The organism is Pedobacter terrae, assembly GCF_036946585.1.
GTDB lineage: Bacteria > Bacteroidota > Bacteroidia > Sphingobacteriales > Sphingobacteriaceae > Pedobacter > Pedobacter terrae_C.
The window spans coordinates 48,050-73,617 of the sequence record NZ_JAQIIV010000018.1; the positions used below are offsets into that span (position 1 = coordinate 48,050).

A 25,568-nucleotide genomic window follows, 5' to 3' on the forward strand; every position below is an offset into this window, starting at 1 on the left:
TCTCCGTAAATGTAAAAATTGTTCCAGTCAATTAAAAGGAAAGTATTTAAGGTAACGCGTTTATTTCAAATTGTTTAATGGAAAAAGCTTTTGGCTTGCGCTCCAATTGGTGGCGTTTGATTTTTATTGCAAATTAGAAGTATTTAGCTCGGGGCGTAGCGGCATCCCTGTATCGCAGCGAAAGGATATAGCGAAGAACGGGAACAGGCGTTGATAATTGTACCTGCTTTGCGCTTCAAAAATGCAGATTTATTCAAAAAAGTGATTTGTATAACAAATCTCCACCCGGTTACACTGCATTAATTTTGAAATCTTTATCTTGTTATATTAATACAAAGGTTACATAGATTTTAAATGAGTATTCTGATAAAAATCTACTTTTGGCTTTTTGTATAATTATGCCAATATGAAACAATTACTTATTTCCACACTGATGTTGTTCTTTTTCACTGCTTCTTTCGGACAAAAATTTAACTGGAACAAAAACCAGGTGATTGCACACCGGGGTGCCTGGAAGAAAAATAATTTTCCTCAAAATTCAATCGCTTCATTAAATGAAGCGGTAAAACTAGGGTGTTATGGTTCCGAATTCGATGTGTGGATGACGGCAGATCAAATTTTGGTGGTTAACCACGATCCCGAATTTCAGGGTTTAACCATTGAGAAGGTAAATTACGCAGATCTTTTAACTAAAACCATGACCAATGGTGAAAAGATACCTACGTTAGAAGCTTACTTATTAGCAGGTAAAAAACAGAAAACCACCAAACTGATTTTAGAAATAAAGCCCTCATTGATCAGTAAAGAACGTGGTCTTGAGGTGACTAATAAATGCGTAGAGATGGTTCAGAAATTAAAAGTTACTGACTGGGTGGAGTACATCAGTTTTGATTACGACTACTGCAAGCGTATTTTAACATTATTACCAAATGCGAAAGTTGCTTATCTAAAAGGCGAAATTAGTGCTCAGCAGATGAAAGCAGATCAGTTAACCGGTGTTGATTACCATTACAGTGTTTACCAAAAAGATAACTGGATTGAAAATGCACAAAAACTAGGTTTAACCGTAAATGCATGGACGGTAAATGCGGTGCCCGAAATGCAATGGCTTTTGGCACACCATGTTGATTATATTACCACCAACGAACCTGAACTGCTTTTTGAAGAGATTAAAAAAGCACCGGTTGCACAGGGATGGAAACTAAAATGGGCAGATGAATTTGACGATGTGGGATTACCTTTAACCAAAAACTGGGGCTATGATGTAGGTGGCAGAGGTTGGGGGAATAACGAACTGCAATATTATACCGATGCCGATACTGCAAACGCAGTCGTTAAAAAAGGAAACCTGAACATTATTGCGATTAAAGCTGATAAGGAAAACAGGAACTATACTTCAGCCAGGTTGATAACCAAAAATAAATTCGATTTTAAATATGGTAGAGTGGAAGTAAGGGCGATGTTACCAAAAGGCAGAGGCTTATGGCCTGCAATATGGGCACTTCCTACCGATTCTAAATATGGTAGCTGGCCAAAAAGTGGCGAAATTGATATTATGGAACATGTAGGATACGATCCTGATAGTGTTCACGGAACAGTGCACACTGAAAAATTTAACCATGTTATTCATACGCAGGTTGGTAAGGCTTTGAAAGTTAATAACCCTTACACAGAATACCATATTTATGCAATTGAGTGGTTTACCGATCATATAGACTTTTTTATCGACGATCAAAAATACCTCACTTTCAAAAATACTAAAGCGGGATCTGGCGATTGGCCATTTGATCAAAACTTCCACATCATTTTAAATTTAGCTGTAGGCGGCAATTGGGGTGGAAAAAAAGGAGTGGATGATGCTATTTTTCCCGCAACAATGAAAGTTGATTACGTTAGGGTGTTTCAGAAGTGATTCGATAATTAAGCTCGGTTAATTGTTTAAATTGGTTAACTGAATTGAAAACTGTCAAATGCCAACTGAATACTTCACGTATAGTATCTAAGTTATATTGTCAAATTTTATGGACTCACGTAGAGAATTTCTAAAAAAAGCGGCCTTGTTTGCCGGAGCTACAGGCATGGCCAATACCGTGCCCAGCTCGGTACTAAAAGCTATGGCCATTAACCCTGAGCCAGGCAGTACATTTTATGATGCCGAACATATTGTTTTCCTGATGCAGGAAAACCGGTCTTTTGATCATATGTTCGGTAAAATGAAAGGTGTACGCGGATTTAATGATCCACACCCACACACTCAACCTGATGGTAATAAAGTTTGGTTGCAAAAGGATGGGCAGGGCTATACTTATGCCCCTTTTCATGTTGATATTAACAAAACAAAAATTACCTGGCAGGGGGGCTTGCCCCACTCGTGGAACGATCAGGTAGCGGCCCGCAATGGCGGCCGTTATGATAAATGGTTACCTGTTAAAACCCCCATGACACTGGCTTACTATGACCGGAATGATATTCCTTTCTATTATGCTATGGCCGATGCTTTCACCATCTGTGATCAGCATTTTTGCTCATCGTTAACCGGAACAACCCCCAACAGATTGTTTTTTTTTACAGGAACTGTTCGGGGAGAAAAAAGTGAAAACCGGATTGCGGTGGTTAATAACGAGCAGGCTGAGTCGCAAAATAACGTATTTGTAGATTGGCCAACCTTTCAGGAAACATTAGAGGATAATGGTATTGACTGGCGTATTTATCAAAATGAACTGTGGACATCAAAACTCCCGGAAGGTGAAATAGATGACTGGTTTGGGAATTATGGTGATAATCCGGTAGAGTATATCAGCAGGCACAATGTTAAATTATCAGCTTATTTTAGAAAAAATGGTGATAACACGGTTAAACCGGCGTTAACGGCAAAAGAGGTTCAGGAGAAATACAATAAATTGTCGCAAAGGGAAAAGAATTTGATCGATAAAGCTTTTACCACCAACATTTCTCAAAAGGATTATTTAGAACTCGAACCCTTCACGTTTAAAAACGATCAAGGCCAGTCAGAGACCATAAACGTTCCAAAAGGAGATATCTTTCACCAGTTTAGGCAGGATGTAGATAGCGGAAAATTACCAACTGTTTCCTGGTTAGTGGCCCCTCAACGTTTTTCTGACCATACCAGCTCGCCATTATATGGAACCTGGTATGTAAGTGAGGCGCTGGATATCTTAACCAAAAACCCAGAAGTTTGGAAAAAAACAATCTTTGTTTTAACCTATGATGAAAACGACGGGTATTTTGATCACCAGCCACCTTTTGTCGTGCCTAATCCTGATGATCCTAACAGTGGAAAAACATCAGCAGGTATAAATTATGCCACTGATTTTGAAGCAAGAAAGGGAAGTCCGATAGGTTTGGGTTACCGTGTTCCATTGATTATTGCCTCACCATGGAGCAAAGGCGGTTTTGTAAACTCACAGGTTTTTGATCATACCTCATCAATCATGTTTATGGAGAAATGGTTGGCGAAAAAGACAGGCAAAACCATAAAAAGCAATAACATTAGCGATTGGCGAAGAAATATTTGTGGCGATTTAACCTCCGTTTTCAGGCCATATTATGGAGAAAAAATTAAATCTCCTGAGCCTTTGCAACGCGATGTTGTGGTGGCCAGTATCGGTAATGCAAAAAACAAGCCTGCGCAGGTTGGTCCCACTGCATTGAATAAAACGGAAGTAGAAAAAATCAACAAATTTGAATCTTTTTCACGTGAAACTTCGATCCATGCGCCTAAACAGGAAAATGGCACCAAACAGGCCTGTGCGTTGCCCTATCATTTAACTGTTGATGCCACTTTAATTAATGATGAAATTGCACTTACTTTTCAGTCGGTAAAAACCTTGTTTGGCAGCGAAGTCGAAACGGTTGGCGCACCTTTTAACATGAATACTATCGCTAAATTTAAAGGTGTTGCGGGCAAATCATGGGCCTATGCAGTTAAAGCTGGAGATGTAATAAAGGACAACATTAAGCTGAATGATTTTGATAATGAAGTTTACGATCTTATCGTAAATGGTCCGAATGGTTTTTACCGGAATTTTATAGGGAGTAAAAAAAATCCTTCCATTATTGTAAAAGTATATGCTGAGCAAACTGGTTTGGTAAGCAAAAAGCTTACAGGTAAACTGGTTTTTGCTTTTGAGAACACGGGTACGGGCTTGGTTACGCTTCAAATTTTAGATAACAAATATAAATCAGGACGTAAAACAGTAAGCATCAGGGCAAAATCAAGTGTAAATGTTTCTTTTGACCTGGCTAAAAACGCTAATTGGTATGATTTCAGCGTCGCACAGCAGGGTAACGCCACATTTAAACACCGCTATGCAGGTAAAATAGAAACAGGAGAGATTACCCAAAGCGATCCATACATGGGCAATCTATCGTAAATATCCCCCCAAACGGGTGATGGCATTTGAGAGAAATTATACTTATTTTGTATTACATGTACAGTAAGCTGTCTATAATCAAAATAAATGTCATAGTTTCTTTCATATTGCTCTTTAGTCTTAAGCTATTAGCCCAAAGCTATAACTTTACGAATTACAGCCTCAAGGATGGCTTGCCTCAATCGCAGGTAATGGTTATTTATCAGGCTAAAGATAATACACTCTGGCTTTGGTACTTTTGGTGGAGTCCAGTAATTTTTGATGGCAGGCAATTTACTTCGTACAGTAAAGCTGATGGTTTAGGATCTAATTCAGTTAACTGCATTGCCCAGGATAACCAAAACCATATGCTGTTTGGAACTGAAACAGGCATCAGTATCCTTAAGCGTGGAAAAATAAGCACTTTGTTTTCGGGTAAGGGAGTAAGCCATCTACTTAAAGATAGGCGAGGTACCATTTGGGGATTAAGTGATGGTAAGCTGTTCAAAATTGAAAAAGGTAAAGTCGTTTTTTATACTATAGGCAATAAAAGTATCCAAACGCTAAATCGCGACAGTTCCGGTAATTTATATGTTATTGTTTCAGGAACGGGAATCTATCAGCTAAAAAATAATAATTGGTTAATCTATCAGGAGTTGCCTCCGGCTATTAATATCTTAGCAATCCGAAAGATTTTATTTGACCGTTTTATCAAGGATAAAATCTATCTTTTAACTGCCCATACTGGGATTTATGAATTGGATAAAGGAAAGGTTAAGCTGTTTTTCAGAAAAAAAAGTATTGATACCTATTTCTCTGTTGCGCAAGATCATCATGGAAATATGTGGGTAGGTTCGGAAAAGGGTGCTTATTTAATCAACAAGCGTAACTCTATCCTCAACTTTAACGCAGAAAATGGGCTTAGTGATAACCAGATTAATGAAATATTTAGTGATGCGGAAAATAATATTTGGATATCTAGCTTTAGCGACGGCATTTACAAATATGAAGGCGATGCTTTTATCCGTTACAATAGGTTTAAAGGTAAAAATTTGGCTTATCCAATAAGTGGAATAGCGGCTGATAAGCATGATCATCTCTGGTTCGGTACCTTTAATAAGGGCGTTTTTAAATATGATGGAACAAATGTAGAAAACGTTGACGTCCCTGCTTTTAAGGATAAAAAGATTTACTTTGTTTATGCCGATAAAGCCAGAAATATTTGGTTTTCTACCTATGGAAAAGGTGTCTGGAAGTATGATGGTCAAAAATTCAGTCAGGTACTAAAGCCAGAGAAATTTGATAATAGTTCGATAGCTGAAGACGAGAAAGGAGGAATATGGATAAACGGACTTCTCTCATCCACTTATTTAAAAGATGGAAAAATGGAAAAGATAAGTGGGTTTGACGGTTATCTATCCTGTATTTATCCGTTGGGCAAGGACAGTGTGTTTATTGGGACTTCTAATGGAATTACACTCCTTAAAAACAAAAAGATAGATCGGACTTTTCACATAAAGGCACTTTCTGGGGTTTACTTGCTCAGCATTATAAAACATGGAGACAATTTGATTTTTGCTACACTTGGCGATGGGATCATTACCTGGAATGTAAAAACAAAATCCACTAATCGCTATGTTATTGCCAATGGGCTAAATTCAAATGACATCTATAGCCTTGCCACCGATAGGGAAAATAATGTATGGGCAGGAACAGGTAGGGGAATTAACAAACTAACTTTTAATAAGCAGCAACAAAATTATGAAGTATTTAGAGATCAACCCTTAATTGTGGAGTGCAACCAAAATGCCATTATCAATTATAAAAATAGCATATTGGTGGGTACCATAAACGGATTGATTCAATGTAAAACCAATCTTCTTACTGAAAGTAAGAAAAAGCCTTTCATCCATATACAACAGGTGAGTGTTTTTCATAAAAATGATCGGGCAAAAGATTTTTCAATCGATGTGAACGGTAAAGGAGATCAGTTTTACAAACTTAATTATAGTCAAAACCATATTTCCATAAGTTTTAAAGGAGTTTACCTTACTAACCCTGAAAATGTACTTTACCGCTATAAATTGGTAGGCATAGATAATGATTTCAGCAAGCCTATACCCAATACTGAAATTGAGTATTCGGCCATAAGACCAGGCAGTTATACATTTCAGGTTTATACTATTGCTAATGGGCAGCAATCAGAAATCGAACAATTTAGCTTTACCATTGTGCCGCCATATTATGATACCGTCATATTTAAGATTGTTGCATTTCTAGTGCTCATATTCCTGATCTGGCTAATCTTCTATCTTATTTTTAAAACCAGAGAACGTAAAAAATATCAGTTAGAGAAGTTAAAGTTAAAGGAGCAAGAAAAAATAAGAAAGCAAACTGCAGAAGATTTTCATGATGATATTGGCAATAAACTTACCAGAATTAACGTGTTGTCTGAAATACTGGATAAAAAGGTGCCTGAAACCAGCAAAGAGCAAAAAGAACTGATTAGCTTGATAAGAGAAAATGCTGGGTTGCTTTATACCGGAACCAAAGATATTTTATGGGCATTGGACCCACATAGTGATAATCTTTTTGAGATATTGTTGCATATTAAAAATTTTGGAATAGATCTTTTCCAAAACACGGGCATTACATTTAAAATGGAAGGGGTATTAAGCAAATACCAAAAATTACATCTTTCAATGGAGTTTAACCGCAACTTTACCCTTATTTTCAAAGAAATGCTAAACAATGTATTAAAACATGCCGAAGCAACGCAAGTTTTGATTATGGTTATTGAAACCGAGCATGATACCATCAATATTTTGACGACAGATGATGGTAAAGGTTTTGATATTGAAACGGTGCAGAGGGGAAGAGGACTTAGTAATATTCAAATGCGTTGCAAACGGATAAAATCTACCTTTCAGATTTCTTCTATAAAAGGTAAAGGCACCACTACAACAATTTCTACCAGAATTCCTGTTACAAAATAACCAAAAAACAATCTTAATATAAACTAACATCAAATGACCAAGAATTTACGAATTGTTCTAATAGAAGATGACGATGTGTTAAGAATGGGTTATGAATCATTGCTAAGTGATGTAAATGATTTCGTGGTTGTAAATTCGTATGGATCTTACGATTTGGCCAAAAAATATTTAGAGTCTGATGAGCCGGATGTGATTTTGCTTGATATTCAAATGCCCGGAACCAATGGTCTACAGGCCCTGCCTTTCATAAAAAAGACTTTGCCTAATACCAATATTATTATTCTTACTGTTTTTGATTCGCCAGAAATGGTTTTCGAGGCGCTGACTTTGGGCGCTAGTGGCTATTTGACCAAAAACTCAAGTGCATCTAAAATTATCGATGCAGTAAAAGAAGTAAATACAGGAGGAGGGGCAATGAGTACAAATGTGGCGCGCATTGTAATGCACTCTTTTCAAAAAAATCTGAATTCTCCTTTAACGAAACGAGAGACCGAAATTTTAGAACGGATTGCAAATGGACAAACAAAATCTCAAATCGCAAACGAACTCTTTATCGATCCTGAAACCGTAAGAAGCCATGTAAAAAATATTTACATCAAACTCGACGTAAATTCTAAATCAGAAGCGATTAAAACAGCCAGAGAAAAGCGTTTTATTTAGGCATATAGGTATTCTCTCAAAAAATAATGCGAAAATCACCCTTTTTGGGTGATCCATGAGGTTCAATTTTGGTTTAATTTTACACCATACAATTAAGCAAGGCCATGAACCAATCTGCCAAATTATTTTATGTGCAAGTAACGCAGCTAAATGATGCAGATACATTTTATGCCAACTGTTTGGGCATGCCAACAGAGTTGAAAATGGGATCTGAAAAGGGAAAAGGAATATTGGTAAAGGCAGATCATAATACCAATATTTTCCTTTCAGAACAGAAGAATCAGTACCAGACAGATAGAATTGTACTAACCAGTGATGATTGCCTGGAAGATTATTGCAGGTTAAAATCGAGAGGCGTTATTTTTAAAAATAGCCCGGTTTACTTAAGTGAGGGTTTAAGTATCGAATTTTCTGATCCCTCAGGTAACCGTATTATCTTATTGGAACCACGTAATTACATTGAGGATTAATGTGATGAGGTACGTAAAGGAATTGAGCAATAAAAATAAAATTATAAGCGAGAGTACTAGCGAAGCACTTTATGCCCGGGAAAACGACGCTTACACTATTAAATTTGTTTTTAACGGAAAGGAAGATTTTGAAGTTAACAGGAGAAGGTTTAGTATTTATCCTGATACTTTTGCTGTCGTAAATCTGGGTTCAAATTTTACCAGCAAAATAGATTCGATAAGTCTTGTAAATACGTTTTCTGTTTCTTTTGGTGAAAATTTTATCAAAGATTTTCATCAAACTTTTTTATGCAGCCATGAAAGTTTACTGGATGGAAAGGAACTTCAGAATATGCCTCATTTTATGGAATCACTTTATCCTTTTTCCGGTGATATGCGGTTTAATGTACTGCATTTAAAAAAGCAGCTTGATAAAGGTTTGAAAAATGAAATGCTGATAAACGAGTATCTGTACCATTGCCTTCTCAATTATTATAAAATTTATGACCAGGAGGTTACTCAAAAATTAAACAAACTCCGCTTTATCAAATCAAAAACCCGGGAAGAGGTTTTGAAAAGATTAACTGTCGCCAAGGAATACATGAGCAGCAATTACAACAAAAATATAACATTGGAAAATATTGCTGAGCAAGCATGTTTATCGGTAAACCATTTGCTGAGAACATTCAAAGAAGCATATGAAATTAGTCCATACCATTTTTTAATGCATTTAAGATTAAAAAGGGCTAGAAAACTATTGCAAACTTCTACCTATCCCTTAAATGAAATAGTGGGTTTGGTAGGGTTTGAATGTCCAAGTTCGTTCATCAGGTTATTTAAGCACACGTTCAATATTACCCCGCTAAAGTATAGAAAGAGTAGGTTGAATTAAAGTATAAATAGTGATTTCTGCACATTTTAAAGGCAGGATGAAACTATTTTTGAAGCTCTTGCAGGAAAATTTGTAGAAGTTTTTTCCTGTTTAGGTTAATAATGATTAAAAAGCAAACTGCCAGGATTGGAGTTTGCTTTTTGCATTTAAAGCCATCACCTATTCAAAATGATGATTTTCGCACATTTTTGAATTCTCATAGCGCCTAAATTGCTTAGTGATTTGGTTTAGTGCAAATCTGCAAAATAACCTATCAAGTTAACTAATTAATAACTATCTATTTCCAAACATGAAACAAAAATTAGTATTGATTTAATGGTGACGGTTTTGTCTTATTTAAATGCCTTGGCACAAAATAGAACAATTACCGGAAAAGTGGTTGATGCAGATGATGGCTTACCATTGCCTGGAATATCTATAAAAGTAAAAGGAACCGATCAATTGGCTCAAACCACCGGGCAAGGAACCTTTTCGATTTCAGTACCAGCAAACGCGGGGAGAAGGGGATAGATGGCTGGATTTAAAACGTTTAAACCTACCACTTGACAGAACCGTTGTTCCCAACTATGTTTCTGCCTCGGTTGCAGGTACATTAACAATACCTACCGGAGACGCTAAATGGCAGTTTTTAATACCAAGGGCTGAAATGGAAGCCAACTCTGGCCTTGCCGGGCAGCAAAATCCCCAATAAATAATGCTTTGTAAAAAGGTTATGTTATCCTTAAGTTAATGGTAACATAACCTTTTTTTATTGATTATATTTTGGTTACCTCCGTATTATGGTGTTATCAGCATATTATTTTTCTTTATTACAGCCGACATTTAATAAAAAAACACAGGTATTATGAGACTAAGAGTTTTGGTGATTCTTTTACTAGGTATTACAATCACAAATAATGTTTTCGCGGTGGAAAAACCAACTGCAAGCCATAAATCAGTTATTAATTATTACATGGACAGCTATATGAACTCGGATTATAAAAAGTTAAAGGCTGTTTTAAGCGAGGATGCTGTTTTCACTTCAAATAGGGATGTAAGGGTGATAAAACATAAGGCGGGTGATGTGTTAAATCAAATGAAAAAAAATGAAGGGGTAATTCACCGAAATTGCAACATCAGCTCCACAATCATTTCAGAAACGGATGCCTTAGTAATTGCACGTGTAGATATTAATTACGAACTGTTTGACGGTGCACAACAGAACTTTGTTGTCATCGAAAAAGATAAAGAAGGTGAATGGAAAATCATCCAGGTATACAAAGTTTTTATTAACAGCGAAAGTGATATTAAAAAACTGGTTTCAAATACGCGCTAAAAACCTATTGACGGTTAGAACAAAAAAGTCCCGACAATAGCCGGGACTTATATTTTTATTGCTTATAACTTAAAAAGTAATCGGTAATTCCACCTGAGTTCTGTCCCAACCCATAATCAAGTTGGCGCCCCCCTTAATTTCTGCAAAGGTTAAAGAGAAATACTCAATCGGCTTAGATAAAGTTTTTAAGGGAACATTTACCCGCACAATGTCTTTAGCCTGATCGTATGTGAAAGCCCCCCATTTATCTGTTTCACTATTTATAATAATTGTCCAGGCATCTTTGTTTGGGATGGCAAAGAGACTATAGGTCCCTGGTTTTATTTTTCTACCACCAATGCTTACCCTTTTAAAGAAACGCACTTCTGTATTTTCGTTAGCTCCAAAGCGCCAAACCTTTCCATATTGCTCCAGAACACCAAAAATATCACGGCCTTTTTTCTGTGGGCGCGAGTAAACAATTTTGATGATCGGTTTTGTCGGGTCTCCAGCTTTTGCTTTTGGGGCATTAAGGGGGAAATAGACAATGTCTGCGGGACTAGGGTCTGCAGCAGGAAATTTTACTTCAGCAAAAGCACCTTGTTGAGCCTTGGCACCAAAGCAAAAAAGAGCGAAAACAACAATGAAGATGTTTTTCATTTGTAAGTTTTTGTTTTCATTCGCGGTAAGCAATCATGATTTTACTTTTTGGTAAAAAAATTGATTTCTTTCGCTTAGAATTATTTGGATCCCTTAAAGATCCAGTTAAATAAAAGGCTAAAACTAGTATTTTCTTCCTTTTACGATAGCATTTAAAAATAAGCCTGCTGTTAACAAACCTAAAACACCACCTAACAAGGCAAAAATATAGTTTTGCGTAATGATTGCTCCAGTTAGCACCCCGAAGAATAAACCCAAAGCATAATATAACCAATTGAAATTATTGCTGCTGTTCTCTTGTACACTCATGTTTTTTGTTATTTGGAGGCAAAGTTAATATTTATTTTAAATTTTAATCAAAATGTCTAAATCTAATTAGTTATCATTTCTGACCAAATTTTATTCCGAACAAATGTGTAAATAATTACTTAAATGATTATTTTCTCTGCATTAATTGAGGTTTTATCAAGCGAATGTAAAAGAAGTAAAGAAACATTTGGAAGTTAATCAATCGTTTGATTAATTTTGTGCCGTTAAAAAGAAATGAAAACAGAAAAAGTAGATAAAAGACAGGCCATTCTTGAAGCAGCTGAAAAGTTGTTTTGCGAAACGGGTTATGAAGGCACCTCTACCCGGCAGATTGCGAAAGAATCTGGAGCGAATATGGCGATGATAAATTATTATTTCGGTTCCAAAGAAGGAGTTTTTGTGGAGATTATGAACGAGCGTATTGCTGGTTTTGCTTCTCAGCTAAAAATCATTAATGAAGATAAGATTTCGGCATTAGAAAAACTGCACAGGGTTATAGAGGGCTATGTGAACAGAATCTTAAATAATACTGCATTTCATAAAATGATGCATCGTGAGCTTTCTTTAACTCAGAGACCAGCAATGTATGATAAGATTAAAGATGCCATGAGCCACAATATGCAGCTTATCGACCGGATTATCACCAGTGGAATTGAAGATGGCACTTTTAATAAAGTAGATGTACGGATGGTAATCGCGACCATTATGGGTACGATAACCAATATTGTTATTGCACCTCAAAAAGTGATGCCATGCTCCAACTTTGACCTGAATGACCCGAAAGACAAAAAAATGATTAAAGAGCGGGCAATCGCTCATTTACAAGACCTAACAACAGTTTATTTAACTACAAAAAAATGATACCCAGATCAATAAAATTAATGCTTGCGGCATCATTAATTCCAGCAGCTTTGTTTGCACAAGGCTCCAAGGAATTAAATATCAACCAGGCAATAGAACTTGGCATAGCCAATAGTAAAAACCTAAAACTTTCTCAAAACAAGATCGATCAGGCAGTAGCCCAGCTGGAAGTTGTAAAAGACAATGCTTTGCCAACAGGAAATGCCAGCTTTATGTATAACCATGCCGAAATACCAACCACGACTTTTGCTTTGCCGGGAAGCGAATCATCTTTTCGCCTGCCTAAACGAGCTGACGCTTTTGTAGGCACAGCGGCAGTACAAGAACTCGTTTATGGTGGAGGTAAACTAAAGTACGCAAAAGAATCGACCAAGTTATTGGCTGAAGTTGCGCGTTTAGATGCCGATAAGAGCAAAGAAGAAATTACTTACGCGATTATCAATACCTACTATTCTTTATATAAGGTTTTACAAAGCAGAAAAGTAGTTGACCAGAATTTAGAATCAATCTCTGCACAAATCAAACAGGCACAACGTTTCTTCGAACAGGGTATTGTAACCAAAAATGATGTGTTGCGTTTTCAATTGCAACAGGCAAATGTTACGCTAACACAGATGGATATTGAGAGCAACCGTAAAGTAATCAACTATAACTTAGATATCCTTTTAGGTTTACCGGAAGATACCGAAGTTAAGATTGTTGATCCAACCGCAGGCTTAAAAGCATCAGTTTCGTTAAATGAATATATTGGCCTGGCTATGGCTAACCGCCAGGAATTAAAGCAACTTGATGTGCAAAACAAAGTGGCTGATTTTAACATCAAAACCGTTAAGGCAAATACATTACCTACTGTTGGTGTTGGGGCCAACTTATACTACATTAACCCAAGTGGTAATTTTATTCCACCAGCAAACCAATACCTAATGCCCATTACTCTAGGCGCAACGGTTTCATGGAATTTCGGAAACCTCTGGACAAATAAAAACAAAGTAAGCCAGGCAAAAATCCAACAGAATGAAATTACTATTCAGAAGGATATTTTATCGGATCAGGTAAAAACCGATATCAATAAAAACTTTCAAAATTACCAGGTAGCCATGAACAAAATCCAGGTTTTGGAAACCTCAATTGCGCAGGCTACAGAAAACGATAAGTTATTGGCATCAAAATACAAAAACAACGTGGCTTCGGTTACCGACCGTATCGATGCTGAAACTTTATTATATCAGGCAAAAATAAACTTGGAGATAGCCAAGGCAGACGCAGGTTTGGCTTACTATACCTTATTAAAATCAACAGGAAAAATAACGCAATAAATACAGCAATGACAACTGAAAAGAAAAAAAAGAACATAGTAGTACCCATCATTTTAGGTGTTTTACTAGTAATAGGTATAATCTTCGGGATTGTAGAATGGAATTATTATAGTAAACACGTGGATACAGACGATGCACAGATTGATGGCGATATAAGTCCTGTTGTTGCCCGTGTTGGCGGTTATGTTAAGGACATTAATTTTGAAGAGAATACACATGTAACGGAAGGGCAGGTTTTGGTTAAACTTGATGATAACGATTACAAAGTAAAATTAGAGCAGGCTCAATCTGGCCAAAAAGGTGCTACCGCAGGTGTTGGAGTGGCGCAATCTCAAATTGCTGCAACTGCAGCCAATACCAGCACTGCAAAGGCAAACGTAGCAGCAGCAAAGGTTAAACTAAACCTGGCACAAAAAGATTATGATCGTTATGCCAACCTGATCAAAGACGGATCAATTACCCAACAGGCTTTCGACCAGGCAAAAGCGGCCAAAGAATCGGCACAGGCAGCTTACCAGGCAGCAGTAGACCAATATAATGCAGCGGTTAAACAAGTGGGTACCACCCAATCTCAATTGGCGGTGAGCAGCAATGTAATTAGTCAGCGCCAGAGTGATATCGATTTTGCTAAGCTACAGTTATCTTATACCGATATTAAAGCCCCTGCAACCGGCATTGTTTCTAAAAAGAATGTTCAAAAAGGACAATTGGTTCAGGCCGGCCAATCTTTATTCTCTATCGTAAACGATGGAAGCATTTATGTAACGGCTAACTTTAAAGAAACCCAATTGGAAAAAATTAAAGAGGGATCTAAAGTAGAGATCGAAGTAGATGCTTATCCTGATGAAAAAATTGAGGGCGAAGTATACAATTTTTCACCAATTACTGGTGCAAAAGGATCTTTATTGCCACCTGATAACGCTACCGGTAACTTCGTTAAAGTTGTACAACGTGTTCCGGTAAAAATCAAAATCCATCCATCAAAAGAACTGTTGGCTAAATTACGTCCAGGAATGAGCGTTAAAGCTTCAGTTTCCACTAAATAATACTAAAAATGGCCGAAGTAGGTTTAAAAAAGTGGATTATCACATTTACGGTAATCACCGCTTCCTTGTTGGAGTTGATTGATACGACTATCGTAAACGTGGCAATTCCACAGATACAGGGAAACCTGGGCGCCACCCTGGAGGATGTGGCCTGGCTTTCCACCGGCTATGCGGTAGCAAACGTTATTGTATTGCCAATGTCGGGCTGGTTGGGTAACCGGTTCGGCAGGAAAAATTATTTTCTTACCTCCATTATTGTTTTTACACTCGTTTCCTTTTTATGCGGTAATGCCACTTCATTAAACGAGCTTATTTTATTCAGGATTATTCAGGGATTGGCAGGTGGTGGTTTAATATCAACAGCACAAGCTATTCTTATCGAAACCTGGCCACGCGAAGATGTGGGTATCGCCACAGCATTATTTGGCTTAGGTGCGGTAGTTGGTCCAACTGTTGGTCCAACCATTGGTGGATATATTTTGGATGTCAGTTCTTGGCCATGGATTTTTTATGTGAATATTCCCGTCGGAATACTCGCGGCTTACTGTACTTATTCCTTTGTTCGGGCCACTCCTAAAGAAGGGCAGGGTCAACCTGTCGATTGGTGGGGCATCGCCTTATTGGCAATTGCAGTAGGTAGTTTACAAACATTACTTGAAAAAGGAGAAAGCGAAGATTGGTTTGCTACACCTTACATTACCGCTTTGGCTGCAACATCGGTATTCGGTTTATTGCTTTTCATCTGGAGGGAAATGAGTACCGACCACCCGATTGTGAACTTTAAGATTATGCGGCACAGAAGTTTTTCTGTGGGTATGTTTACCTCTTTTATTTTAGGCTTTGGCTTATATGGCTCTGTGTTTATATTTCCGGTATTCTGCCAGAATTTACTGGGATTTTCGGCCTTGCAAACAGGAGAACTGTTATTCCCTGGTGGTTTGTGTACCATTATAATGATGCCTTTTATCGGTATTATGCTTAAAAAAGGTATTCCTGCACAGTTTATGGCTACCTTTGGGATGCTGGCATTCTTTATTTTCTGTTGGATGTTGAGCAAATCGACCCTTCAGTCAGGTACCGGCGATTTCTTTTTGCCATTGGTAATCAGGGGAATAGGAATGGCCTTGCTATTTGTGCCATTAACCACGCTGGCTATCCAGGATTTAAAAGGGCCGGAAATCGGTCAGGGTTCGGGTTTAAATAATATGATGCGCCAGTTGGGCGGTTCATTTGGTATCGCGGCTTTAACTACACTGATCCACATCCGTTCAGGTTTTCACAGAAGTAACTTATTAACCAATCTTAACGAATATAATCAACCATTTGTTGATCGTTTTAATACTTTGATCAAAGGTTTTATGGCTAAAGGACAAACTTTGTTCGATGCGAAAATTATGGCTGCAAAGGCGATGGAAGGAATCGTAACCAAGCAAACCATGTTACTAACTTACGATGATGCTTATTGGGTTGCCGGTTTGATTATGCTGTTCTCAATCCCTTTACTATATCTTCAAAAGTTTAAGAAAAATGCAAACATTCCTGCCGATGTGCACTAAAATTTGCAAAGAAATGCCACAAATAATGGCAAAAAACAAAAACAGCCGGTGTGTTTTATTACATCGGCTGTTTTAACCCAAAAAATTAACAATCAATGCAATGCCCTTAAACATTGCAAATGTTCTTAGTTAACCACTTCGTGGCCAAATAAGATTTTAAAAATAAATTTTATTCTGCAATTTTCCAAATTGTAAGCCTTAGAATTTTAATACCTTATGCATTTTTTGTAGTATTACGGTACACAAAACTATTGCATAACCTATGCCGAAACTTCGTTTAACTACGCAACGAGAATCTATTTTTAATAATGAGGTAATCTCAAAATTTGAACTGTTTAACAGTTTATTTTTAACCTTGCCTTTTTATAAAATTAAGGATACCGGAACCTTGCTTCCTTTGTTTTTTAAGAGCTGTGAGGAAGGCATCGCCAACGGAGAAAAACCTGCACAGATCATTGAAGAATTTTTCGCGAAGTATACCAGTTATACTGAACGTAAAGATATTATTGACCTTCTGTTTCGTTTTATTCAGTATATCGAACGTCAAGTTGTGCTTTTTGATGCCGTAGAAGATGCCTCTTTTACCAAGTTAAATACCACTGACGAGCAAAGCACTTTGGCCTTTATTTTAAAGAGGAATGCGGATAATAAACCGATGTTATCGAAGATTGAGAAATTAATCGATGAACTTTCGCTTCGTTTGGTTTTAACCGCTCACCCCACACAGTTTTATCCTGGAAGTGTTTTAGCCATTATTACCGATTTAACTAAGGCCATCAGGGATAACGATCTTACGTCGATGAATTCGCTGTTACAGCAACTGGGTAAAACGCCATTTTTTAATAAAAAATCGCCAACGCCGGTTGATGAGGCCCTAAATCTGGCCTGGTTTTTAGAAAACACTTTTTATTTTGCTGCGGCAAACATTCAGGAAGAAATAGACCAGAACCTGGACGAATATAACCTGGAAACCAAGAAAATTTTAGAATTGGGTTTCTGGCCTGGGGGAGACCGGGATGGAAATCCAAATATCCACGCCGATACGACCCTGGAAGTTTCTAAAATGTTGCGGCAAATTTTGTTTCGCTGTTATTACCGAGATTTCAGGGTGATTAAACGACGCATCACTTTTCGCGGCGTTGAAGAAAATATTGCCAAACTGCATGATGTACTCTATCAGAATGCTTTCGATCAAAACTGCGAGCTACATGATATTTCCGATGAATTAAGAAATAACCTGAATAGAATTAAGGAAACCTTATTGGCGGAACATGAAGGTTTGTTTGTTGATTTGGTTAACAATCTGATTCGTAAAATAGACTTATATGGAAATTATTTTGCATCGTTGGATATCCGTCAGGATAGCCGGGTGTTAAGGAAGGTGCATGCCTATTGCCGTGAAAATAAACCAATTTCTTCTTTGTACCCTGCCAATTATGATCAACTTTCAGAGGCAGAGAAATTAGCCTTAATTTCATTTAAAGAAGCAACAGTTGTTTATGCCAGTGAAGCTGATGCCTTGACAAACGATACAATTGAGGTAATTAAAGAAATTAAGGGGATCCAAAAACGCAATGGCGAAAAAGCCTGTCACCGGTTTATTATCAGCAATTGTCAGCAGGCGAGCGATATTCTTCAGTTGATCGAACTTTTTCTTTGGAACGGTTGGAGCAAGGATTCATTAACCATCGATTTCGTACCACTTTTTGAAACAGTAAATGATTTAAAAGGCGCTGCGGCGATTATGGAAACCTTATATAGCAATTCTTTTTACAAAGCACACCTGGCTAAACGTGGCAACAAACAGCACATTATGTTGGGTTATTCTGATAGTACCAAAGACGGCGGTTACTTAATGGCAAACTGGTCTATCTTTAACGGTAAAACATCCTTATCTGCTGTTGCATCAAAACATAATATCCAACTATCCTTTTTTGACGGTCGGGGTGGCCCGCCTGCACGTGGTGGAGGTAAAACACACCGTTTTTATGCTTCAATGGGCAAGGAAATTGCGAACAAGAATATGCAGTTGACTGTACAGGGACAAACCATTAGTTCTCAGTACGGTTCTGTAGAAAGTGCTGAATTTAATATTGAGCAATTAATCAATGCCGGATTAACTTCTGGTCTGAAAGAGAAACACAATATTCTTATCGATCCTGAAAATAAAGCCCTGCTTGATGAAATGGCCGATGACAGTTACAAAGCTTTTGTTGATCTACGTGAGCATCCATTATTTGTCAGTTATTTAGAGAAATTATCTCCTTTAAAACTGTTATCTCAGGCTAATATCAGTAGCAGGCCAGTAAAAAGAAATGGCGGCGGGGAGATGAAACTCGAAGATTTAAGGGCTATTAGTTTTGTCACCGCATGGAGTATGCTAAAGCAAAATGTTCCGGGTTTTTACGGGATGGGAACAGCACTGAAAAACCAGGATAATGCAGGGAACTGGGATAAAGTAGTAAAGGTTTACGAAGAATCTGATTACCTAAAAACAATTGTAGATAACTGTATGATGAGTATGAGTAAATCAGACTTCGTAATTACGGCCCATTTAGCAAACGATAAGGAGTTTGGCGCCTTTTGGACTCAATTACATGAAGAGTTTAAATTAACAAAAGAGATGCTCTTAAAACTATCCGGACAGCCCACGTTGATGGCTAATTATCCTATAGATAAAAAATCGATTGCTACGCGAGAAAAAATTATTTTACCATTGGTATTGATCCAGCATTTTGCTTTAGAAAAACTGCAGCACGATCAGAACGAGAAAGACCAGCATGCTTTAGAAAAGCTTGCGGTAAGAACAGTATTTGGTATTGTAAACGCGGGAAGGAATTTAGCTTAATCAAAACTTTTTAAGCTCACGTAGTTTCTAAACGAGCGTTGCATATAATTTTCTAGCTAAGGTCTGTGTCCTCACAGACCTTTTTTATTCCCCCACTGTCATTCTGAGCACAGCGAAGAATCTTTTAATGGTAGTAGATGCTCAATTTTTTTTGACAGTTAAGCTAACACTCGTTTTCAAACGAACCTTGAATAACAATGTATTTAAACAAAAGCGATGAAATCGTTAAGCTACTTACGCACTTTTTAAAAAACGAGCACAGGCTCAGATAAATTTTATTTAGGTAAGATCCCTAAAAGAAATCGTCATTCCCAACGTGATTGGGGACCACGAACTGCTCATGAATACCTATGAAAAAAGGGGAACTTATGAATAATCTTAATGCACGCGCTTAAGATTCCCGCATGCGCGAGAATGACGACCGGAATAGTGGATTCTGTCAAAGGTAGCACGGCGGCAAAGAATCTTCTAACCTGAATTTGATAGTATTTGTTAAAAATAGTATCTTAAATGCGATTAATTTCGGTCTATTCGTCATACTTAATTTATTTTACAAGTAGCACTAGCAATTTCAATTACCTTGTAGCCACTGCGTGGTCAGCATCTTTTAACCTGAAAGACCCTGAAATGAATTACCTTCGGTGAGCTCGCTAAGGCTCGGTTCAGGGTGACGACTCTGAATTGAAAATACCTTACAGGATCATTTAAGCTGAATTATTAATCGAATTCAGGTTTTACTAGGATAGAAGCTCATTCCAGCTTTTTGTCAATCCTTTAATCTTTCAGCAGCAGATTCTTCACTGCGTTCAGAATGGTAAGTCATTTATAAAAAAAATCCTTATAGATAAGTCTATAAGGATTTTTTTATTTCGAAAAAGCCAGCTTAATGCTTAAGACGGTTATCTGTCAATCGAACCCATCACTTTTTGGCCGAAAGCATTCAATGCGTCTTTTTCTGCAGCACCTTCACTTACCATCTGGTGTACCTCTAATGCACCACAGATATTGGTAATCATTTCCCCTGCCACATCAACTTCATGCTCGCTAACGCCTCTAAATTCGCAAAAAGCTTCTAAAACCTCTAAAGTAGTCTCCAATTGTGCGGGAGTAGTGTTTTGAAATAACTGTCTTATAACCGGAATCTTCATTACTTTATCTTGTTAAATAGTTCAATTAAGCCTTCAGCTTTGTTGGTTTGTACCTGATCTACCAAAGCACCGCTTTCAAAAGCTGCAAAGGTTGGTAAATTATCAACATTTGCAAATTTGCGTGAGTTTGGAAGTTTTTCAGCATCAACAATCAAGAAAGCTACATCTTCATTCTCCGAAGCCAGTTTTTTAAACTTAGGTTTCATGATTCTGCAATTACCGCACCAGGATGCAGCATACTGAACCATTACCTTTGAGTTGTCGGCCAGGTATTGTTGAAGATTATCTTCTGTTAATTCTAAAAACATAATGTTTGTTTAATTAGTTAGCGGCTAAATATTCAGCTACGCCAGTTCTGTTTGCGTTCATTGCTTCTTTTCCTTCTTCCCAGTTTGCAGGACAAACTTCGCCATGTTTCTGAACGTGAGCGTAAGCATCAATTAAACGTAAATATTCTTTAACGTTTCTGCCTAGTGGCATATCGTTAATACTTTCGTGGAAAACTTTACCAGTTTCGTCGATTAGATAAGTAGCTCTGAAAGTTACGTTAGAACCTGAGAAAGATTCGTTTCCTTCTTCATCATAGCTTACCTCCTGATCCAAAATATCTAAGATACCCGATAATTGTCTGTGCGTATCAGCTAAAATCGGATAGGTAACACCTTCAATACCACCGTTATCTTTTGGTGTATTTAACCAGGCAAAGTGAACTTCATTAGTATCACAAGATGCACCAATTACAATTGTATTTCTCTTTTCAAATTCAGGTAAAGCAGCTTGAAATGCGTGTAATTCTGTAGGGCAAACAAAAGTAAAATCTTTTGGATACCAGAATAATAACACTTTGCTATTTTTGTTTACAGCTTCTTCAAATACGTTGATTTTCAAGTCATCACCCATGTCTGACATTGCATCAATACTAACACTTGGAAATTTTTTACCTACTATTGCCATAATTTTTTGTCTTTAATTTTGTTGGCACAAAGGTAAGGCTAAAACAGTTGTTTATCAACACAGTTTCATTAATAGTTAATTGTATTTATTGATAACGATATAGATGAAAGCTATAATGTTTTTGCAAAGCATAATGGGTTTCTATTTTTGTAGATTACGTCATTTCGAGCGAAGTGCAGCGCCGTCGAGAAATCTGCTTCGAGAAAAATCTCTCCCCGCCTGTACGGGCAGGCCTGTCCGCACAGGCGGGCATTCCACTGCGTTCCGGTCGAGGTGACCGTGTTTTATTACTATCTCTTCAATGTATGCTCGTACAACTTGAAAATCCTTTTATATTCATCCGTCCAGCTGCTTGGCTCGGTAAAACCATGGTCTTCTACCGGGTAAACCGCAAGTTCCCAGTTATTTTTGCCTAATTCTATGAAACGTTGCGTTAGGCGAACAATATCCTGAAAATGAACATTCACATCAACCATACCATGTGCCATTAATAAATTGCCTTTTAATTTATCTGCGAAGTAAATCGGAGAGCTTCTTTTATAGGCAATCGGGTCGTTGAAAGGTTCGTTTAAAATATTCGAAGTATAGCCATGGTTATAATGTGCCCAATCGGTAACCGAACGCAAAGCCGCGCCGCTGGCAAAAACATCCGATTCATTAAACATCGCCATTAAGGTAACAAAACCGCCGTACGATCCGCCGTATAAACCTACATGCTTTGGGTTAACACCATATTTTTCTACTAAAAATTTAACGCCATCTACCTGATCAGTTAGATCTTTTCCGCCCATGTGGCGATAAATACCCGTACGGTGATCGCGGCCATAACCTGAACTTCCGGTATAATCAATGTCGATTACCGTATAACCATTATCGGCAAGTAAATTATTAAACATAAACTCACGGAAGTAAGTACTCCAACCAAAGTGCACGTTTTGTAAATAACCTGCACCGTGAACAAAAACTACCGCAGGGTGGTTAGGATGTGGATTATCTGATTTATAAACCCTCGCATACACATCGGCGCCATAACGGTTTTTAAAGCTCACCATATCAGGTTGGCGCCAATTGTAAGAATTAAATTCAGCAGAGGTAGACTGGGTGATTTTTACAGCTTTAGATCCTGCTTTATTTGGCTGTAAATACAATTCTCCTGGTTTATCCATATAAGAATAATTGATGGCCAAATGTTTCTCATCAGGAGAAATGGTAATGTCGTTTAAACCCTTCATGGTGGTAATCTGTTCTAATTCACCGCCATTTACACCGATTTTAAAAAGATTGGTGATACCAGGATGCTCTTTATTCGCTTTGATATAAAACGTATTTCTATCTTTCGATAACTGTACCGATTGTACTTCCCATTTGCCAGATGTGAGCTGTTTTTTATCTCCGGTATTAACATTAGCTACATAAAGGTGTGAATACCCGGTTGCTTCGCTTTGATAATAAAAACGGCTATTGTCTATCCATCCGGTACTACCTTGGTAAAAACTACTAATGCCAGGTCCGCCAATCCAGGCTTCGTCGCGTTGACGGTCGATTAAAGAAAATCTGCCGGTTAGGGCATCCAGTTTTAAAATCCAGCGGTCTTTATTGTCCGTTGAGGCTGCCACAACAATTGCCGTACTTCCATTATCATTCCAGAGCGGGCCAAAGAAATTTACAGGACGATCAGCGTTTTTCTTTTTTAAGCTGTCCAGTTCCTTTGGATAATCTTTCAGGTAATCAGGCAAGTCTTTTATGCCTGTAATGGTTGAAGTTTGGATGGCGTAAACCGTATCACGCTGCGTATCATATATAAAACCCTGCGAGCTATTTTCATTTTCGCCAACTTTTGTTCTACCTGAAATATCTTCGGTATAACCAGAGGAAGTGATATAGTTGGGAACAATGGTATTATGGTTATTCTGTGCAGGCGTAGTTAATTTATACGTGATGAAATGTCCATCAGGGCTAATGATTACGCCATTTAAAAACTTATCTTCAACATAAAGTTCTTTTAAAGGTTTTGTATCTGCATTGGTAATTCCAAAGCGGCCTCTTGTGCTTCGTTGACCGTTTTGGGCTTCGGCATTTCGCTTTTTAATAATATCGAAAAGTTCTGTCTGTTGTGTTTTTAGCCATTTATCCTGTTCTGTAGTCTGTTTGTTTTCTGCTCTTCCGGCTTTTTTACCTTTAACAAAGTTGGTAAGTTGTTTGGTTTCTGCTGATCTTCTGTCAAGCATGAAAAGATTATCACCCAATTGATAAACGATGTTACCATTAGTTAAAAAAACCGGATTGCTTTCCCTTTCCTGCGTGTTGGTTAATCGCGTTTCTTTATTTGTTTTGAAGTTTTGTAAATAAATATCACCGCTTTTTTCTACCAAGCCAAGGGAATGATCGGTATTGTAGGTATAATTTAAACTCAATAATTTTTCATCTTCCTTTTCTGCTGCTTTAACTGGCTTAGCAGATGCCGCCGAAACTTTGAATAATTCTTCCTTGGTTTTATTTTCTGGGTTCCAGTTAAAATAAAGGGTTTTGCTGTCTGCAGTCCAGCGAAAATTGGTTGGCGAAATACCCATCCATTTTGGGTCACGCATAATTTTTTCGACTGTTAAGGGAGCCAGTTGTTGCGCAAAAGTATATTCGCCCGTGCAAAGCAAAAGGAAAAGTAAATATTTCTTCATGAATTTTAGGTTTGGATGCAATTTAAGGAATGGGGTATGCAAGTTTTGGAAGGAAATGGAAATGTTACACGCCTTCGAGCATATAAGTTAACCAAAAAGGGTGAACACGGATGAATTCGAAGCCTATTCCTAAAATCTGCAGGAATTTATGGTTAAGGACTAACGGATCACCCTTCCGGTTTTATCTACATTTATAACATCAAAGGGCTTTAAATAGTCGTTTATGATCACTGCAAATTCCCGCCTGGTCAATACTTTTTTAAGATCGTATTGCGATGAAAACCTATAATTTTTGTTCCACTTTTTTTGCAATTCGGTTTTGGTTGCCTCAACTGATTTATTGCCCACATAACAAAGCATAGCAATGGTGTTCTCTAAATTGATGGGAATATGCTGGTGATCGTCAAACCAGATTTGTGCCTTGTAATAATAATCTTTGAGTGGTTGTTTGATCTCATCGTAAGTTACCTCTTTTTCAGGATTAAAGTAGGCGTTGTTTTGCTTTATTTCAGCTTTAATGATGCCGGTTACACCAAGCTTTTGGATAGCCAGCCAGTTAGAATCTGTCTTTTCTACATCTTTAAAGGGCATTAATGCATGTTTGTAGGCCAATAACTCACCCTGAATTCTTTTTAAATTAGATAAGCTGGTTTTGGTATCGAAAAAAGCGGCGTAGGCAGCTGTTGCTCCGGCGGCAGCTCCGATTTCGAATTGATCATTAGCGATATAGAGCAAGTTTTCCTGGTTTGGGATCAATAAGCTGTATAGGGATAAAAAGCGGGCTCCTTCAGACACTTCGGATACAGTTGTCCGGTAAGTATTTTCACTGTAGTTTAACGGACTTGAAGATGCCGGATTTAAAGTGGAGATTTTTAATGCAGCCAGTAGTTTTTCAGGTTTATCGGCCAGCACAAGCACTTTGGCTTTAATGCTTTTATCTTGCGTCAGTTTAGCTTCCCAATTACTACCAGAACGTTTAATTTCTGTGTAAGGCGTATTATTAATGACGTCTAAAAGTAAGGTGCTGTCTATAACAGTTACTTTCGTCCGATTTTTTTTATCCGTTTTAGGTTTCGGAGTCTCCAGGCTTTTCACATTTTCTGTTTCCCGCTTTAAAAAGCTTTGGTAAAAAAGTAGTGAAGCCCTTTTATTTTCAGGTATTTTATTTAAATCCAACTGTTCTTTTTGGGTAAGCAGGATGGTTTTTACGCCAGATTTAAAGGCCTGAAAAGATGCGGCATAAGCTGCATCGCCGTTACCGATAACCAGCACATCTGTTTTTACGGTTTGGGCATGAATAACCAGAGGAATTATGAATGCGAAAACAAAAAACAGTCTTTTCATCTCTATTATTAAAATTTGTTGCAATATGCTTTAAATGAATGAATTTTTAATGAAAAGGCGACATTTTAACCAAATTTAACGCGTATTTCGCGGGAAATCGATAAGTGTGAAAAAAAGTAATACCAGGTGATTACGGAACGATAGATAAAGGCGATTTTGATTACAGCAAAAACGTAAATTCGAGTTA

The 25,568-nt window shown here is 37.6% G+C and carries 20 protein-coding genes; 13 read left to right on the top strand and 7 right to left on the bottom strand.

Annotated elements, in window-relative coordinates; all coding sequences use genetic code 11:
- Nucleotides 1-406: 406 nt before the first annotated feature.
- The 8 genes from PGN18_RS18770 (at nt 407) to PGN18_RS18805 (ending at nt 10,685) form a co-directional block, all read left to right on the top strand.
- Nucleotides 407-1,912, top strand: a complete 1,506-nt coding sequence (locus PGN18_RS18770; RefSeq protein WP_335321126.1) for a family 16 glycosylhydrolase — start codon at nt 407-409, stop codon at nt 1,910-1,912.
- A 109-nt stretch (nt 1,913-2,021) separates the two neighbouring features.
- On the top strand, nt 2,022-4,394 hold the full coding sequence (locus PGN18_RS18775; protein WP_335321127.1) for a phosphocholine-specific phospholipase C: 2,373 nt from the start codon (nt 2,022-2,024) through the stop codon (nt 4,392-4,394).
- A gap of 56 nt (nt 4,395-4,450) precedes the next feature.
- A complete protein-coding gene (locus tag PGN18_RS18780) occupies nt 4,451-7,369 on the top strand; it encodes a ligand-binding sensor domain-containing protein (protein WP_335321128.1) in 2,919 nt (972 codons plus the stop codon).
- Between the two features lie 33 nt (nt 7,370-7,402).
- On the top strand, nt 7,403-8,029 hold the full coding sequence (locus PGN18_RS18785) for a response regulator transcription factor (protein ID WP_335321129.1): 627 nt from the start codon (nt 7,403-7,405) through the stop codon (nt 8,027-8,029).
- A gap of 104 nt (nt 8,030-8,133) precedes the next feature.
- Nucleotides 8,134-8,499 (top strand): VOC family protein, encoded by a 366-nt coding sequence (locus PGN18_RS18790; protein ID WP_335321130.1) that lies wholly within the window; start codon nt 8,134-8,136, stop codon nt 8,497-8,499.
- A gap of 4 nt (nt 8,500-8,503) precedes the next feature.
- Complete coding sequence (locus tag PGN18_RS18795; protein ID WP_335321131.1) at nt 8,504-9,370, top strand: helix-turn-helix transcriptional regulator; 867 nt, start codon at nt 8,504-8,506, stop codon at nt 9,368-9,370.
- Between the two features lie 315 nt (nt 9,371-9,685).
- Nucleotides 9,686-9,880, top strand: a complete 195-nt coding sequence (locus PGN18_RS18800; RefSeq protein ID WP_335321132.1) for a carboxypeptidase-like regulatory domain-containing protein — start codon at nt 9,686-9,688, stop codon at nt 9,878-9,880.
- Nucleotides 9,881-10,214: 334 nt separating this feature from the next.
- A complete protein-coding gene (locus tag PGN18_RS18805) occupies nt 10,215-10,685 on the top strand; it encodes a hypothetical protein (protein WP_335321133.1) in 471 nt (156 codons plus the stop codon).
- A gap of 69 nt (nt 10,686-10,754) precedes the next feature.
- On the opposite strand, the gene PGN18_RS18810 is transcribed toward PGN18_RS18805, so the two are convergent.
- Both PGN18_RS18810 and PGN18_RS18815 read right to left on the bottom strand, forming a co-directional pair.
- Nucleotides 10,755-11,324, bottom strand: a complete 570-nt coding sequence (locus PGN18_RS18810) for a DUF2911 domain-containing protein (RefSeq protein ID WP_335321134.1) — start codon at nt 11,322-11,324, stop codon at nt 10,755-10,757.
- A gap of 123 nt (nt 11,325-11,447) precedes the next feature.
- The gene (locus tag PGN18_RS18815) at nt 11,448-11,633 is read right to left on the bottom strand and encodes a hypothetical protein (protein WP_025141696.1); all 186 of its coding nucleotides are present in this window, start codon (nt 11,631-11,633) and stop codon (nt 11,448-11,450) included.
- Nucleotides 11,634-11,867: 234 nt separating this feature from the next.
- Between PGN18_RS18815 and PGN18_RS18820 the strand changes: the two genes are divergently transcribed.
- From PGN18_RS18820 to PGN18_RS18840, 5 genes are all read left to right on the top strand, one after another.
- A complete protein-coding gene (locus PGN18_RS18820) occupies nt 11,868-12,494 on the top strand; it encodes a TetR/AcrR family transcriptional regulator (protein ID WP_335321135.1) in 627 nt (208 codons plus the stop codon).
- Nucleotides 12,491-13,810 carry a TolC family protein gene (locus PGN18_RS18825; protein WP_335321136.1) on the top strand — a complete coding sequence of 440 codons (1,320 nt, stop codon included), beginning with the start codon at nt 12,491-12,493 and terminating at the stop codon, nt 13,808-13,810. Before PGN18_RS18820 ends, PGN18_RS18825 begins: the two co-directional genes overlap by 4 nt.
- Nucleotides 13,811-13,818: 8 nt before the next feature.
- Nucleotides 13,819-14,856, top strand: a complete 1,038-nt coding sequence (locus PGN18_RS18830) for an HlyD family secretion protein (RefSeq protein ID WP_335321137.1) — start codon at nt 13,819-13,821, stop codon at nt 14,854-14,856.
- Nucleotides 14,857-14,864: 8 nt separating this feature from the next.
- Nucleotides 14,865-16,412, top strand: coding sequence for a DHA2 family efflux MFS transporter permease subunit (locus PGN18_RS18835; protein ID WP_335321138.1), 1,548 nt, complete (start codon nt 14,865-14,867; stop codon nt 16,410-16,412).
- A 262-nt stretch (nt 16,413-16,674) separates the two neighbouring features.
- Nucleotides 16,675-19,260: a phosphoenolpyruvate carboxylase gene (locus PGN18_RS18840; RefSeq protein WP_335321139.1), complete on the top strand. Its 2,586-nt coding sequence runs from the start codon at nt 16,675-16,677 to the stop codon at nt 19,258-19,260.
- A gap of 899 nt (nt 19,261-20,159) precedes the next feature.
- On the opposite strand, the gene PGN18_RS18845 is transcribed toward PGN18_RS18840, so the two are convergent.
- From PGN18_RS18845 to PGN18_RS18865, 5 genes are all read right to left on the bottom strand, one after another.
- The gene (locus PGN18_RS18845; RefSeq protein ID WP_010599336.1) at nt 20,160-20,408 is read right to left on the bottom strand and encodes a DUF6952 family protein; all 249 of its coding nucleotides are present in this window, start codon (nt 20,406-20,408) and stop codon (nt 20,160-20,162) included.
- Complete coding sequence (locus tag PGN18_RS18850) at nt 20,408-20,716, bottom strand: thioredoxin family protein (protein ID WP_335321140.1); 309 nt, start codon at nt 20,714-20,716, stop codon at nt 20,408-20,410. The genes PGN18_RS18845 and PGN18_RS18850 overlap by 1 nt, the downstream gene beginning before the upstream one ends.
- Nucleotides 20,717-20,729: 13 nt before the next feature.
- Entirely contained in the window at nt 20,730-21,362 is a 633-nt protein-coding gene (locus PGN18_RS18855) for a peroxiredoxin (protein ID WP_335321141.1), read from the bottom strand.
- 290 nt (nt 21,363-21,652) lie between these two features.
- Nucleotides 21,653-24,037, bottom strand: a complete 2,385-nt coding sequence (locus tag PGN18_RS18860) for a S9 family peptidase (protein ID WP_335321142.1) — start codon at nt 24,035-24,037, stop codon at nt 21,653-21,655.
- Nucleotides 24,038-24,196: 159 nt separating this feature from the next.
- Complete coding sequence (locus tag PGN18_RS18865) at nt 24,197-25,381, bottom strand: hypothetical protein (RefSeq protein WP_335321143.1); 1,185 nt, start codon at nt 25,379-25,381, stop codon at nt 24,197-24,199.
- Nucleotides 25,382-25,568 lie beyond the last annotated feature (187 nt).